The sequence below is a fragment of the Enterococcus sp. AZ067 genome, from assembly GCF_051715005.1.
In the GTDB taxonomy this organism is placed as follows: domain Bacteria; phylum Bacillota; class Bacilli; order Lactobacillales; family Enterococcaceae; genus Enterococcus_D; species Enterococcus_D casseliflavus.
In genome coordinates this window covers 2,009,868-2,023,247 of sequence record NZ_JBIOSY010000001.1, presented here as the reverse complement: position 1 = coordinate 2,023,247, position 13,380 = coordinate 2,009,868, and the positions used below count along the sequence as shown (strand labels likewise).

At 43.9% G+C, this 13,380-nt stretch carries 14 protein-coding genes; all 14 read left to right on the top strand.

Translation table 11 applies throughout. The features are described 5' to 3' along the window. Window positions 1–2: 2 nt before the first annotated feature. From IGI82_RS09580 to IGI82_RS09515, 14 genes are read left to right on the top strand one after another with little or no spacing between them, the layout of a single operon-like run. Window positions 3–887, top strand: a complete 885-nt coding sequence (locus IGI82_RS09580; RefSeq protein ID WP_016612277.1) for a hypothetical protein — start codon at window positions 3–5, stop codon at window positions 885–887. Between the two features lie 35 nt (window positions 888–922). Next, window positions 923–1,027 (top strand): HeH/LEM domain-containing protein, encoded by a 105-nt coding sequence (locus IGI82_RS09575; protein WP_016610906.1) that lies wholly within the window; start codon window positions 923–925, stop codon window positions 1,025–1,027. A gap of 29 nt (window positions 1,028–1,056) precedes the next feature. Continuing rightward, complete coding sequence (locus tag IGI82_RS09570; protein ID WP_271811781.1) at window positions 1,057–1,515, top strand: hypothetical protein; 459 nt, start codon at window positions 1,057–1,059, stop codon at window positions 1,513–1,515. Next, window positions 1,512–1,847 (top strand): putative minor capsid protein, encoded by a 336-nt coding sequence (locus IGI82_RS09565; RefSeq protein WP_128432877.1) that lies wholly within the window; start codon window positions 1,512–1,514, stop codon window positions 1,845–1,847. Before IGI82_RS09570 ends, IGI82_RS09565 begins: the two co-directional genes overlap by 4 nt. Further along, the gene (locus tag IGI82_RS09560) at window positions 1,847–2,212 is read left to right on the top strand and encodes a minor capsid protein (RefSeq protein ID WP_156237203.1); all 366 of its coding nucleotides are present in this window, start codon (window positions 1,847–1,849) and stop codon (window positions 2,210–2,212) included. The genes IGI82_RS09565 and IGI82_RS09560 overlap by 1 nt, the downstream gene beginning before the upstream one ends. Further along, on the top strand, window positions 2,212–2,610 hold the full coding sequence (locus tag IGI82_RS09555) for a phage tail terminator protein (RefSeq protein ID WP_061054127.1): 399 nt from the start codon (window positions 2,212–2,214) through the stop codon (window positions 2,608–2,610). Before IGI82_RS09560 ends, IGI82_RS09555 begins: the two co-directional genes overlap by 1 nt. Next, entirely contained in the window at window positions 2,611–3,129 is a 519-nt protein-coding gene (locus tag IGI82_RS09550) for a phage tail tube protein (protein WP_438842113.1), read from the top strand. 54 nt (window positions 3,130–3,183) lie between these two features. Beyond that, window positions 3,184–3,564: a hypothetical protein gene (locus tag IGI82_RS09545; protein WP_438842112.1), complete on the top strand. Its 381-nt coding sequence runs from the start codon at window positions 3,184–3,186 to the stop codon at window positions 3,562–3,564. A 4-nt stretch (window positions 3,565–3,568) separates the two neighbouring features. Then, window positions 3,569–4,150, top strand: a complete 582-nt coding sequence (locus IGI82_RS09540) for a Gp15 family bacteriophage protein (protein ID WP_128432884.1) — start codon at window positions 3,569–3,571, stop codon at window positions 4,148–4,150. Then, window positions 4,137–8,795: a tape measure protein gene (locus IGI82_RS09535; RefSeq protein WP_438842111.1), complete on the top strand. Its 4,659-nt coding sequence runs from the start codon at window positions 4,137–4,139 to the stop codon at window positions 8,793–8,795. Before IGI82_RS09540 ends, IGI82_RS09535 begins: the two co-directional genes overlap by 14 nt. Next, entirely contained in the window at window positions 8,792–9,547 is a 756-nt protein-coding gene (locus IGI82_RS09530; RefSeq protein WP_438842110.1) for a phage tail protein, read from the top strand. Before IGI82_RS09535 ends, IGI82_RS09530 begins: the two co-directional genes overlap by 4 nt. Continuing rightward, window positions 9,544–12,729, top strand: coding sequence for a phage tail spike protein (locus IGI82_RS09525; protein WP_438842109.1), 3,186 nt, complete (start codon window positions 9,544–9,546; stop codon window positions 12,727–12,729). The genes IGI82_RS09530 and IGI82_RS09525 overlap by 4 nt, the downstream gene beginning before the upstream one ends. Next, complete coding sequence (locus IGI82_RS09520) at window positions 12,726–13,166, top strand: DUF1617 family protein (RefSeq protein ID WP_438842108.1); 441 nt, start codon at window positions 12,726–12,728, stop codon at window positions 13,164–13,166. Before IGI82_RS09525 ends, IGI82_RS09520 begins: the two co-directional genes overlap by 4 nt. Further along, on the top strand, window positions 13,153–13,374 hold the full coding sequence (locus tag IGI82_RS09515) for a hypothetical protein (protein WP_438842107.1): 222 nt from the start codon (window positions 13,153–13,155) through the stop codon (window positions 13,372–13,374). The genes IGI82_RS09520 and IGI82_RS09515 overlap by 14 nt, the downstream gene beginning before the upstream one ends. Window positions 13,375–13,380: the final 6 nt, after the last annotated feature.

The following is a 13,380-nucleotide window of genomic DNA, read 5'->3' as shown; positions in this document are numbered from 1 at the left end:
AAATGACAGTTACAGTTCAGAACTATGCAGAGAAATGGCAGAAAGAGTTAGATCAAACCTTGCAACAAGAATCATTAACAGCGGAGCTTGAAACACCTGAGGTGAATTGGTTAGATGCGAAGACGTTCCGTGTCCCTCATATCAAGACATCAGGATACCAGAACCATAATCGTGAGAAAAAAGGGTTCAATTCTGGGAAAATTACCGTTGAGGATGTCCCTTATACGTTGGACTTTGACCGAGATATTGAATTCTATGTAGATAAAGCGGATGTTGATGAAACGAATCAGGCTGCTTCAGCTGGAAATATTACTCGTGTCTTCTCAAAGGAAAATGCTACGCCAGAGATGGATGCTTATCGTTTTTCTAAATTGGCTGCATATGCCGAAGAAGATGGACTTTCGCAAGACGAAAAAATCACAAAAGAAAATGTTGTTGAAACTTTAAAAGCATCCATTTTGAAAAGCCGCCGTTATGGTACTCAAAATTTGATTCTTTATGTATCTTCTCAGGTGATGGACTGCTTAGAGCAATCGCCTGACTTCACAAGAACTATTAGCGTAGATTCTGCAGGCACTCAAATCGAAACTCGTGTCACCAGCTTAGATGGTGTTCGTATTAAAGAAGTTTGGGCAGAAGAACGATTCTATGAATCTTTTGATTTTACTGAAGGGTTTGTTCCCAAGGCAGATTCTAGAAAATTAAATTATCTGTTAGTTGCGAAACCTGCGGTGATTGCAAAAGCGAAATTCGCTAGTGTTTATTTGTTCGCACCAGGTCAAGTAGGGCAAGGGGATGGTTGGTTGTACCAAAACCGAATATACCATGACTTGTTCAAGATGAAGCATCAAGAAAGTGCTGTTATTGCATCTACCTTAGCAAAGTAGATGCCCCGGAAGAACCGGGGCGATCTGGTAATGACATGAAAGTCGATGAACTTAAAGCCGAGTTGGATCGCCTCGGCATCGAGTATCCAACTTCTGCCAAGAAACCAGAACTAATTGAGCTGTTAAAAGAGAGTGAATAACCAGTCTCTTTTTTCATGGAGGTGAAACCATGGAACGAATAAGACGTAAGCCGTTGAATGAAATCTTTGATGATCCGGAAAGTAACGAGCAATGTGGCTACCTATCTTTTAGAGAGTACAAGCGACTCGTGGATCGTGATACGGAACTGACTGAAAAAGACTTCCGGAAGCTTCTGAGAAAAGCCAGTGCCTTATTGGACATCCAAACCAGACGCTTCTATCAGCGCAACGATCTTGAATCAGATATTCCATTGCGTCGCAACGCTTTTAAGTTGGCTGTTGCTTATCAAATTGAGTACATGCATGAAGCAGAGGCCACTACAACGTTTGGGATGCAGGAGCCGGACAGTTGGTCTATTGGCCGCATGAGCGTTTCTAAAAGTAAGGGTGGTTCATCCTCAACGACGCACGAAGCACCGCTGCTATCAGGGGATGCTATGCTGCAGTTGTCAGGAACCGGTCTACTATATCGTGGGGTGAGTCGATGAGAATGCCGCCAAAACGATTCTTCCCTCATACAATGATCTATCGAAAGAAAATTGGTGTAACCCCAAGAGGTGAGCCCATTCTTGAGGATGAGCTTGTGATTAAGCATGTCCGCTTTGATGACACGGTTAAGTTTGAGCCACGCGACATCGATGGGAAAGTACAAACGCCCAATGCATTAATCTTAATGGTGAAGAAATACACTGGACCATTACCAGAGTTTTCAGTTGCAGATCAAATTGAGATTTTTGGCAAACAGTACACGATCGCAAAAGTTGTACCGCTGAATGCTGATTCACCTGATCCTTTCGGTTATGAAATTGAGGTGGCCTGATGAGTGGGATCAAAATTGAAATTGATCTAGGTGGTGTCCGGTCAAAGCTCAGTGAAGATAACTTGGGACTAGGTCAGTTGAACATGGCCAACCGGATGCTACAAACCATGAATGAAACTTTAGTGCCATGGGACACGATGCATTTGCGTGACACTGGCCATGTATCTGGTCGGGGAAGTCAGCTGATATTTGATGCGCCATATGCCGGTCCGCAGTATTATGGCGGCCGGAAGCATCCGGTAACTGGTGTATGGATACCATTTGTCAATAAGCAGCCCGGAACTGGTCCATTTTGGGATGAAGCAGCGAAACCGCTATTCATGAGTGATTGGTTACAGGCATTTAAGATTGGAGCGAAACTATAATGGATTTTATTGATCGGCTACAGGAAGTAGCTAGTAAAATCGATGTGCCGGTGATTATCCAAGCCATCGATCAGGAGGAGTCAATCCGGTTGGCACCACTACCGGGAGGCCGAACAGTCAAATCGTACATGAATGGGGACAAGGTCAAGGAATTGCCGTTTGAATTCCGGTTCAAGACAAAAGATTTTTCTGGCGATCGTGTCATCTATCAGCTTTCTGAGATTTTAGAAAATGTGAAATCTATCCCATCTGAAGATGGTTCTTATCAATTCATGGCGTTGACAATTTCTAATGAACCTTTTTTGCTTGGGCAAGATGATCAGAAGTTCTTCTATTATCGATTAGTCGTCCAAGCAAAACTATATTTTAAAAATAAACCACAGGAGAGTGAAGACTAAATGAAAAATGTAAACAGTGAGCGTGGCCATTTTATTGCGCCATTTACGAGTATCAACACAGCACCTACGGAATCAGCGTGGGTAGAATTGGCTGACGGAATTGAAGACATTTCGGACGCAAGTACGGAGGCTACAGAAGAAAAGTCTTACTACAATGGCGTGACAACAAACTTGGTTAACCGTGTATCTGGTGCATACAATGTCAGCGGAGATTACGATTCTGAAGATCCAGCACAGAAAATTGTCGCAGATATGAAATACAAAACGGGTGTTGGACGCAAAGTTTGGCATCGAGTGGTAAGTGCGGACAAGACGAAACAATGGACTGGTCATGCGACAGTGACAGACATCGTGGCAGGATCTGGTGCAGCAGATACAACCGAGGACTTCTCTTGTACGATCACCTATGACGCAACACCAACTGAAGGTGTCCCGGGTTCTGGGGGGAATAATGTAGATGCGGCGTTGAATTCAGCGCCAGTTAATGCCAAGGCAAATAAGAAAGAAGAAACCAAGTAAGAGGAGCGTCTAGCGCTTCTCTTTTTTACATAAAAATGAATGGAGGAAACAAACATGGTAAAAATCCAAGTAAAAACAACCCAACTGCCAATTGAAATTGGCGAACATACATTTTACATCGACACATCGGAAAAAGGTGCAGAGGCATTTTGGAAATTAGTTGCAGGCTACGCATCGAAGTCTGCAAAGATCACTGAAAAAGTAGAAAAAGAGACGATCACACCTGAAAGAGCGGATAAGCAAGCGCAAAAAGAACTCGAGAAAGTGATCGATCAGCTTTTGGGCGATGGTGCATTCGAAAAGTTATATGAGCTTTCCCCAGACTATACCTTCATTTCTGAGTACTATATGGAGATTTGTTCAGCGGTAGGAGAAGAGCTTGGTGGTCGAAAGAAGCAGTATTTTGAAAAAATGCAGCACTATTTAGAAGGTTAGATCGATGAAACTGCAGTATCGATTAGAAGACACGGTGGAAATCGAAGGTGTTAGTTATCCGATCGATCTTTCTTTCGATACGGTACTTCGCCTTTTCGATTTATTAAAAGACCCGGGGCTATCGGAGCCAGAAAAAATCCTTTTAGGCATCAATCTGTTGCTGGGTGTTTCATTTTTATATGACATCGAAACACAAAATACGATTTTTTTGTCGATCTTGGAGGCGTTTGATATTTGGGAAAAGCCAAAACCACGATACGACAAGAAAGGCAACAAATTAAAACCAAAAATGAAAGAGATTGCGGATCAGCATTTCTCTTTTGATTACGATGCGCCAAATATCTACGCAGCCTTTTACCAAGCATACGGAATCGATCTGTTTGATCAGCGAGGAAAAATGAGGTGGGAGAAATTTATTGCTTTATTCGGGGGACTGCCGGATGAAACAAGATTCCGCCAAATCGTATCCATTCGGACGAAAAAAATGCCAACAGGAAAAGGGAACAAAGAAGCAAAGGATGAGCTTCGGAAATTGAAGAAACTCTATGCACTACCGAAAGAAGGTGAAGAAGATGAGCAGAAGTGATGGCAAGGTAACGATTGACATAATCGTCAATGGGAAACAAGTCACGAAAGAAATCGACACAGTCGAACAAGGCTTTTCCCGATTGGGTAAAAATGCCGATGATGTGATGAAAAAAGTCGGTTCTGATATGGGAACAAACACTGAATCAGGTGCCAAGTCCGCTAATAAAGCGGTGGATTCGGTAGAAAAGACTGTTTCAGATTTAGGCAAGACGACTGAATCATCCACTGCAAAAGCAGGAAAGTCGATCGGTGATAACTTTGATTCTGGGGCTAAGGGAGCGAACCAAGCAACTGATAGTGTCGTGAAAGGAATTGTTGCGCTAACAGCAACCACAAGCACAGAACTGGCAAAATCAGGGCGTGTGATGGGTGAATCCTTTGAATCAGGAGCTAAGAGCGCAAACCAATCAAACGATAGTATTGCAAAATCAGTCGCAAGCCTCGTTTCTTCTGTCGAGTCTTCAACACCAGGCATGGGTAGAAGTATCAGCGAATCGTTTCTTGTTGGTGCCAAACAGGCGACAGCTTCAACTGATGCCATTACAAAATCAGCTGCTCAAATGGTTTCTCACGTAGAAATTTCATCTACTAAAGCTGGGAAAAGCATTGCAACTAGTTTAGAATCTGGCTCCAAAGATGGCGCGAAAACAGTCAGTGCCGCTGTTGATGCAATGAAGAAAGATCTTGTTTCTTTAGCAGATGAGGCGGAAAAGTCTGGTTCGAAAATGAGTGCTTCATTTGAACAACCGACACCTAAAGCCAATATCCTGACTGGTAGCGTCGGGAAATTAAGTGCTGCAATGTTGATCACTAAAGGAGCCACAGCAGCACTATCTATGGCCAAAGGATCATTAGATGGCGCATTCGGTCGTATTGATACATTGAACAATTTCGAGAACACGATGACCCGTTTAACAGGTAGCTCAGAAGAAGCAGCTGCAGGGATGGAAGGTGTTCGGGATGTAGTGGTTGGTACAAACTACATGCTGGATAGTGCCGCTCAGACTGTACAGCGCCTAGTAATGCAAAATGGCTCACTGGAACAATCGACAAAGAGTTATCAAATTTGGGGTGACGCTGTTGCCATGTATGGTGACGGTGCTGCGGAGACAATGGATAACGTAATGGATGCAATGATCCAAATGAGAGCCACCGGTACCGTAAATATGGCACAAATGGATCGAATGGTCCGGCGTGGTGTTGATCCTTGGAAAATCTATGAAGATGCGACTGGCATGAGTATGCAAAGCATTCGTGATGCATTACGTGATGGTTCGATTGAGGCAAACGATTTCTTCGATACCGTTGAGCAAGCAATGCGCGATGGTGGAAATGAACTCACCTCGGTTTCTGGTATGGCACAACAAGCCGGAGATACGTGGGCCGGGTCATTTGCAAATATGGCCACCGCTACAAGCCGGGGAACTGCGAACATTATCGCATCAATGGATGATGCTTTTGCGGAGACGCGTTTCGGATCCATGAAAGAAAATGTTCAGGGATTCGGAAAAACGTTCGAAGGTGTGTTAAATGGGATCGCTGGTGTGATCCCGCCTGTTGTTTCGGCTGTTGACACAATGGCCGGTGGGGTGATTGCTGTGAAAGATGCTTCTGCGGATGCAGCGCCTTATATCATTGGGCTTGGGACAGCGTTTGGCGGTTTGCTGATCATTCAAAAAGTTGCAGTTGGAACGACAACCTATATACAAATGTTGAAATATCTGACAGGTGCTACTTCTGCAGCTACTATGGCTACTAAAGTTGATACTGTCGCAACTAAGCTATCAACCGGTGCAAATACAGCGAATGCCGCCTCTCTCAAAGGTGCGATTGCGGCTCAGAAGACCTACACGTTGGCGACAAATGCTGCTACTGTAGCTACTAAAGCTTTCGGAGTAGTTAAATCTCTAGTGCTAAATCCAGCGCTGGGTTTAACCGTACTTGCATTGGGACTAGCCGGAGCTGCTGCAGCCAAAATGGGCATAGATTTCTTTGCAGCTCGTAAAAAAGCAAAAGAATTAGCTGGTGATTTAGATGATCTGGGTAGTGAATTAGAAAGCCTTGAAAAAAATTCTGAATCAAACGCGACAGCTTTTGAGACGCAAGGAAAAGTTATTGAATCCAATATGGAGCGAAACAAAGATCTCGCAGCTGAGTTGCAACGTTTATCTGAAATCGAGAACAAGTCGGCGGCCGATAAGAAGCTGATGGCCGACTATGTTGATGAACTAAACAATTCTGTGTCCGGATTGAATATGTCTTATGACGAAGAAACAGGATTACTGAGTGCCACAACAGAAGAAATCAACAAACGCATTGAAGCTTCAAAAGGTATGGAAGAAGTTAGTCGACTCGTCGATCGTCAAAATCAGCTAGCACAAGAAGCTGCAGAATACGAAACTGCATTGAAAGAAGCGACAGACGCACGAGCGAAAATTGCCTATGACGCTGCAGTTGAGGGTGTGGATGGCAAAAAAGTATACGGTGAAGCGCTTGAGGACTTGGCCAATAAAGAAGATGCTGCACATGAGCAGTTAGAAGCCATTAAAGCAGAACAAGCCAAGCTTTACGAAGAAGAAATGGCAATGAGAGAAGAAGTTGCCGCAACAAACAACGAAGCTAATGCTATGATGATCGATTCATACAACCATTTATCAGAAGCCCAAAAAGAAGCGCTCAATTCTATGAACGACATGTATAAAAAGCTTGTTGAGCAATCCACGAATGCATTTGAGACCATGGAACAAAAAGAGTCCATAAGTTTAGATAAAATGGCGGAGAACCTCAAGAAGAATGCAGAAGCCATGGAAAAATGGTCAACGAATGTCGCACTTCTTGCAGAAGCAGGTGTTGACGATGGTATCATCATGCAACTTGAAAAGATGGGACCTGCTGGGGCTGAACAGGCTGCGCGGTTGGTTAAAGAAACCGGTGCTGGTTTGGATGAACTACCTGAAGAAGGAAGAAAACAGATTGAGAAGCTAAACGAGGCAATGGGGACCTCAATGAGCGAAGCGATGGATAGTACAGCTCGTATTGCTGGTGAAGAGGCAGAAGTTGTTGCTGAAAAAATCGGTCTGATTCCTGAAAAAACCGAAGCTTCTCTCAGAAAAGGTTTTGAAGGTCAAGATTTTGCTCAGTGGGGAAAATACCCAGTTGATGAGGTTACAAAAGGTCTAGAAGAAGGCCAAGAACAAGTTGCGGAGGCAGCAGAGAGTTTAGCGGAAGTGCCTGGCGATGTTATTGAAGAAACGATCGCCGAAAAAGACTATTCGCAGGTGACCAATCCACTTGTCAAAGAGTTCGGAGACGGACTTTTGGGTGGAATTGAACCCGTAGGTGATGCCGCAAAAGAATTAGCGGAAACGCCCGATAAACTATTTGGCGAAGTGATTGATCAAGACGTCTTCGCAGTTCACGGTGAAACACCGGGTAAAGGTTTTGTGGAAGGGATTGATCGTAGTAAGGAAGCAGTTCAAGCAAGTACTGCCGAATTGTCTGGTGTCCCAACAGAAGTCTTTGAAAAGGAAATGGATCCTGATCGGTTCGAGCCATTTGGTGAAAACTTAGGTCAAGGGTTAGAAATCGGTATTGATAAATCGGCACAAGGTGTCGCAAACGCCACAAGGGATCTTGCTGAACAATCAAACAAGGAGTTCCGCAAGGCTAACGATATCAACTCACCATCCGGTGTATACCGAGAGTATGGCGAAAATATCACAGCTGGACTGGCCCAAGGGATTGAGCAAAATAGCAGCGCACCTGAACGAGCGATCGTACAGCTGGCCAAGAAGCTGATGTCTTTACTGGATAAAGAACTCAATGCCAATCAGATGGGCAAAAAAATCGGGAAGCCGATGGTGGAAGGAATCGCTCAAGGGATTGATCAGAATTCTTCCAAAGTGTTGAGTTCAATTGCCAAGATGACAGACGAGATGGTCAAGAAGTCTAAGAAGGCTGCCGAAGATGTCGTCAAGGAATTTGAGAAAATGGATCGTGATGTGGACCGCACCTTGCAAAATCTGCCAAGGATTGCCACTGCAGCTATGCGTGAGTCAAATCAAGCTTATCGTGAGGGAATGCGAGATGCGAACGACACAATCCGTGATGGTGCGCAGCGTATGCCTGACCAGATGAACCATTTACCTGATCAGTTTTATCGCATCGGACAAAATTCCATGATTGGGTTAAACAATGGATTGGTGGCTGGTCAAGCACAGGTGTTGAATACTGCCGCAACGATCGCCAATCAGGTAGCCCAAACGATGCAGAGAGCCTTGGATATCAACTCACCATCAAAAGTGATGATGATGGATGTGGGACGTTGGATCCCTGCTGGTATCGGTGAAGGGATTGAACGATTCAAGCATTTTGCGTTAGATGCCATTGAGGATTTAGGTGCGCAACTTGTCTTACCAAATATCCAAGCTGAATCGGTAGCCATTGCCCGTAATGCAGGCTTTGGATTGTCGTTGCCAGCGGTTAAGAGTGAATCGAGAACCACCAACCAAACGATCCATAACACACCGCATATCGATATTCATTTTGACGAAATCACCATTCGTAACAATCAAGATGTAGCAGAACTAACACAAGATATTGCCCAACAAACTGCAGACGAGGTAAGGAGGTCATTAGAATGACGAATGAACCGTATTTTGAATTTAATGGCCAGAGATCAACCGCTAAGAACCTCTATCTCCTAAATGAGATGGAGTTGACGATTCCTGAATCAGACTTGCGTTTTGACGAGGTCGATGGCCGACAAGGTGCGATCATTTACGACAATGAACGAGAAAAAGATATCATCAAAACATTTCCAATGGAACTTAGAAAAGAAGCAGACAAGTCGCTTTTCCAGCAAGTCAGAGAAATTACTCACTGGCTGAAGGAACCAAAGCGATACAGTCGGCTTCTTTTTTCTGAGGATCCGGAATACTTCTACGAAGGTATCTTTCATTCTCAAGTTCGTATTCTCGATCGCTGGCGTGATCACTTTGACGTGGCATTGCCGTTTCGGTGTAAGCCAGTGATGTATCGACTAGATGGCCAAACGGCAGCTGCTCACATATCTGGGCGCACATTAGAGAACCCGGAACCAATCAATTCGTTGCCATTGATCCAATTTAGATATAGCGGTACAGCAGATGCGACCCTGACCATTAATGGTCGCCAGTTTCGAATCCTGAGAGCGGCCGGTGCTGGCATGATTACGATCAACAGCGAGCTAGGAACGGCTTATCGGGATGGCATAGCCAATATCTCAAGTGCGATCTTGATGCAAAGTGATGGCTACCATGTGCCGGAGCTACGACCAGGAACTAATACCATTTCATTCACAACTCAAATCACACAAATGACGATTACGCCAAGATGGAGGGTGACTGCAATATGAGTGTGCCGATTTTATACGACAAAGCAAACAATGATTACAGCACGCTTGGCTTAGGTCTTTTAAAAGAATCAAGCAATGTTTTTGCGACGCGAAAACGGAATAATTTTCCTTTTTTAGAGTTTACCTATCCGGTTTTCGGCGTTCTCTTCTCTCAGCTTGAGAAAGGGAAAAAAGTTGTGGTCGATGTAGGACCGGGCACGAGATCGAAGCGTCAACGATTTGAAATTGTCCGGATCACTAAACCACAAAATGGAATTGTGTCGATCTACTGCGAACACATTGCTTTAATCACTGAAAAAACAGCACTAAACAAAGGACAGAAGCACACCGCTATTTCAGCCCAAGAGGCGTTGAATCAGTGGCGTGCTCTTTTAGTTCCACCTCGTGATTTTACTGTTTTTACCGATCTGACGACCGTCACTGCGATGGACTTTTCCGAAGTTGGCCATTTCGAAAGTGCCGCCGAAGCCTTGGGCGGTAAGGAAGGTTCAATACTTCAAAATTACAACGGTGAATACATTTTCGATAACAACGAAATACGCTTGATGCGAGAAGGTGGTAAGGAGACAGGCGTTGTTATTGCTTATGGTAAGAACTTAGTGGATCTCGTGCAAGAAGAATCAATCGAGAGCACCTACACATCGATTCGCCCTTATGCTCGAGCGAATGAAGAAGGCGCCAATGAGTTGGTTCTTCCGGAAGTTATCCTTGATGGTCCACACGTTAATAATTTTCCGGAAAGACGAGTGCAGACAGTTGATTTAAGTAGCCGCAACCCTCAGACGGTCGCAGAACTTCGTCAGTTTGGCCAATATTACATTTCTAGCAATCAGGTCGGATTACCTCGTGTGAATCTAAAAGTGAAGTTTGCGGATCTGTACAGTGCAACCGGACAAGAACAATATCGACTGCTCGAACAATTGGAGCTATACGACACCGTCACCGTGGCTTTTAACAAGCTAGGTGTCAACGTCAATGCGAAGATCAATCAGACCGTTTGGAATGTTTTGTTAGATAAGTACGAATCGATTGAAATTGGCGATTCAAGAGCTACGCTAGGATCCAACCAGAAAGAACAGGATCGTGATCGAGACGAACAAGTCAATCGACCACCGATTATTGGACCCGGAAACATAGCAAACGTTCGACCTGGCACGATTACAAATTTAGTCGCCTATGGTGGTTTTAGCCAAGTACTACTGCATTGGGATATGCAGGGGCTGACCGTTCGTGAGTATGAGATCTATGGATCCCAAGAAAAGGGATTTGTTCCGGGGCCTAGTAATTTGTTAGGAAAGACAAATGTCAATGCCTATACCCATGGCACAGAAACCAAGCTGCAATGGTATTACCGTGTTCGAGCAGTTAACCATCATGATGTTGCTGGTCCATTCTCAGATGAGGTATATGGTCAAACAGCCAATACAAAAGAACTGGATGAACTAGAAGCGATCTTGGAGGATCTAAATGATCGGATTCTCCCAGAACTGGATGAACGGCTTACAGAGAATGATCAGATCCTATATGAGTTAAAGGAGAACATTTTGCCGGATCTTGAGGGACGATTGAAAGATCTTGAAGTCGAAATGGATATACTCACCACTGTAAAGTTACCGGGACTTGAGCAGAAATTGATCGATAACGAGCTTGCGTTGAATGAATTGAACAATGTTTCGTTACCTTTATTGGATGAGCGTTTGAAATCAGCTGAACAAAATTTCCTTGACGCACAAAAACGAATCGATGATGCAATGGCAGATATTCGAGAGGTTGAGGATCTGCTTTCTGATTGGCAATGGGAGGACACAGTTGAGATTGATGGTGGTAAGATCCGAGCCAATACGATCCAAGCTTTATCGATCGTTGCTGGAAGTATCACTACCACGCAAATTCGTGCAGGAAGTATTGTGGGTAATGATTTGGCCATTAATACAATTACAGCTAGAGAAATCAATGCCCAAACAATTACTGCGAACGAACTGGCTAGTGACTCAATTATGACTCGTCATATTCGGACCAACGCAGTTACGGCCAATGAGATTGCGGCCCGAACAATTGTCGCTGACAATATTGCTGCAGGAACGATCACAGGAACACAAATTGCGGCGGATACGATTCGAGGAAGTCATATCTTTGCTGGAACAATTACAGCAACAGAGATTTCTTCCGGAGCGATCACTGCAGTGAAAATTGCTTCTAATGCAGTGACAACAGTGAAGTTAGATGCTGAAGCTGTCACAGCTGCAAAGATTTCAGCAAACACGATCACAGCAGCGCAGATTGCCGCGAACACAATAACTGCAAACGAAATCAGAGCCCAAACGATCGTTGGAGACAGTATTGCTTCTAACGCCATTATCGCTCGCCATATTACTGCTAACTCAATCGTAGCAGGTAAGATTGCATCGGGAGCAGTGACCACTGCAAAGCTTGCGGCAGGCGCAGTCACAGCCACAACGATTGCAGCACGTGCTGTTTCGGCGGATAAGTTAGCTACTAATGCTATTCAAGTAGGGTTCAACTCAATGGGAAATAGCCTTAGGCTGACACCTACATCGTTGGCATTTTGGCAAAGCACGACTGTAAGATTCATGGAAATGACTGGCACACGCCTTGAGTTTTTTACTGGGCAAAGCACAGCTATTGGCGGCTTTGAACGTAGTAGCATTAGCGGACGAACCTGTGTTGCATATTTTGCTAGAAATACTTATAGCTTGGTATTAGGGCGAATAGTCAACTCCGCAGGAACGAGCGAACAAAGAATACCTGTGATGGAAATTCAAGGAAATAACGCTGCAATCCAGATGCACGCCAACATCAACATGAATAGATGGAGCATTACCAATCAATCCGATATCCGCTTGAAAGAAAATATCCAAGAAACTTCTATTTCAGGCATAAAAGAAACAAAGCGAATTCGCATGGTTGATTTTGATTGGAAACAAGACTATCATCCAATTGACAAAGACACTCCGCCACCAACTACTCGTCAGTTTGGAATGATTGCCCAAGAGGTACCTTTCTTACAAGCAAACATTGATGGGGATAATCATTATTTGTCGATTGATATGAATAAACAAGTCAATCTTAATACGAAAACCAATCAAGAGTTGATCGCGATCGTTGAAAGCCAAGAACAGCGTATTCAAAAATTAGAACGAGAAATGGAGAAAATCGCATGAAGATTACACTAAAGAATTATGAATTAGGTACTGCGTTAGCTTTTGTTGCAAAAATGGACTTAAAGGCAGCAAGTGCTAGTCGACACCGATCGAAATTCAAAAAGGAGCTGCTAAAAGCAGTTGAGGGGCTGCAAGAGTCAGAAATGGAACTGTATGATCAGTATGGTGAAAAAGATGTAGATGGAAAGCTGGTCATCAACGAATCCCAAACAGGATATGAAGTGAAAGATTCTGAAAAGAATCAGTTTGCACAAGAACTACATGCCTTGTTAGACGAAGAAATCGTGATCGAAAGTGGCCTATATGCCAAGAATTTTTCTTTGTTTGGGAAGGTACTTGCTGATTACAATGGTGTGATTTCAGGGAAAGAAGCCGACATCTACGATCGCTTGATGGACGAATTTGAAAAGGAGGAAAAACAAGATGTTAAAGACTAACAAAAGCACTATTGTAAATGGACAGGTCATGATTGACGAAACGATGGTTGTTTATCTATCGGCTTCGATCGATGAAGATAAAGGGGTGTCAACGTCACCAAGCATCAGTATCCAAGAGCCCGAATTATACCAAAAAAACAAAAAGACTTGCCGTGAAGGGATTCAAGAATTTTTGAAAGAACTGTGGGCGTTAGAAGACAAAGATTGAAGGAGG

Bases quoted from the DNA above. Each gene is read 5' to 3' on its own strand.
- IGI82_RS09580 (WP_016612277.1), top strand. From the start codon at position 3: ATGACAGTTACAGTTCAGAACTATGCAGAGAAATGGCAGAAAGAGTTA.
- IGI82_RS09575 (WP_016610906.1), top strand. From the start codon at position 923: ATGAAAGTCGATGAACTTAAAGCCGAGTTGGATCGCCTCGGCATCGAG.
- IGI82_RS09570 (WP_271811781.1), top strand. From the start codon at position 1,057: ATGGAACGAATAAGACGTAAGCCGTTGAATGAAATCTTTGATGATCCG.
- IGI82_RS09565 (WP_128432877.1), top strand. From the start codon at position 1,512: ATGAGAATGCCGCCAAAACGATTCTTCCCTCATACAATGATCTATCGA.
- IGI82_RS09560 (WP_156237203.1), top strand. From the start codon at position 1,847: ATGAGTGGGATCAAAATTGAAATTGATCTAGGTGGTGTCCGGTCAAAG.
- IGI82_RS09555 (WP_061054127.1), top strand. From the start codon at position 2,212: ATGGATTTTATTGATCGGCTACAGGAAGTAGCTAGTAAAATCGATGTG.
- IGI82_RS09550 (WP_438842113.1), top strand. From the start codon at position 2,611: ATGAAAAATGTAAACAGTGAGCGTGGCCATTTTATTGCGCCATTTACG.
- IGI82_RS09545 (WP_438842112.1), top strand. From the start codon at position 3,184: ATGGTAAAAATCCAAGTAAAAACAACCCAACTGCCAATTGAAATTGGC.
- IGI82_RS09540 (WP_128432884.1), top strand. From the start codon at position 3,569: ATGAAACTGCAGTATCGATTAGAAGACACGGTGGAAATCGAAGGTGTT.
- IGI82_RS09535 (WP_438842111.1), top strand. From the start codon at position 4,137: ATGAGCAGAAGTGATGGCAAGGTAACGATTGACATAATCGTCAATGGG.
- IGI82_RS09530 (WP_438842110.1), top strand. From the start codon at position 8,792: ATGACGAATGAACCGTATTTTGAATTTAATGGCCAGAGATCAACCGCT.
- IGI82_RS09525 (WP_438842109.1), top strand. From the start codon at position 9,544: ATGAGTGTGCCGATTTTATACGACAAAGCAAACAATGATTACAGCACG.
- IGI82_RS09520 (WP_438842108.1), top strand. From the start codon at position 12,726: ATGAAGATTACACTAAAGAATTATGAATTAGGTACTGCGTTAGCTTTT.
- IGI82_RS09515 (WP_438842107.1), top strand. From the start codon at position 13,153: ATGTTAAAGACTAACAAAAGCACTATTGTAAATGGACAGGTCATGATT.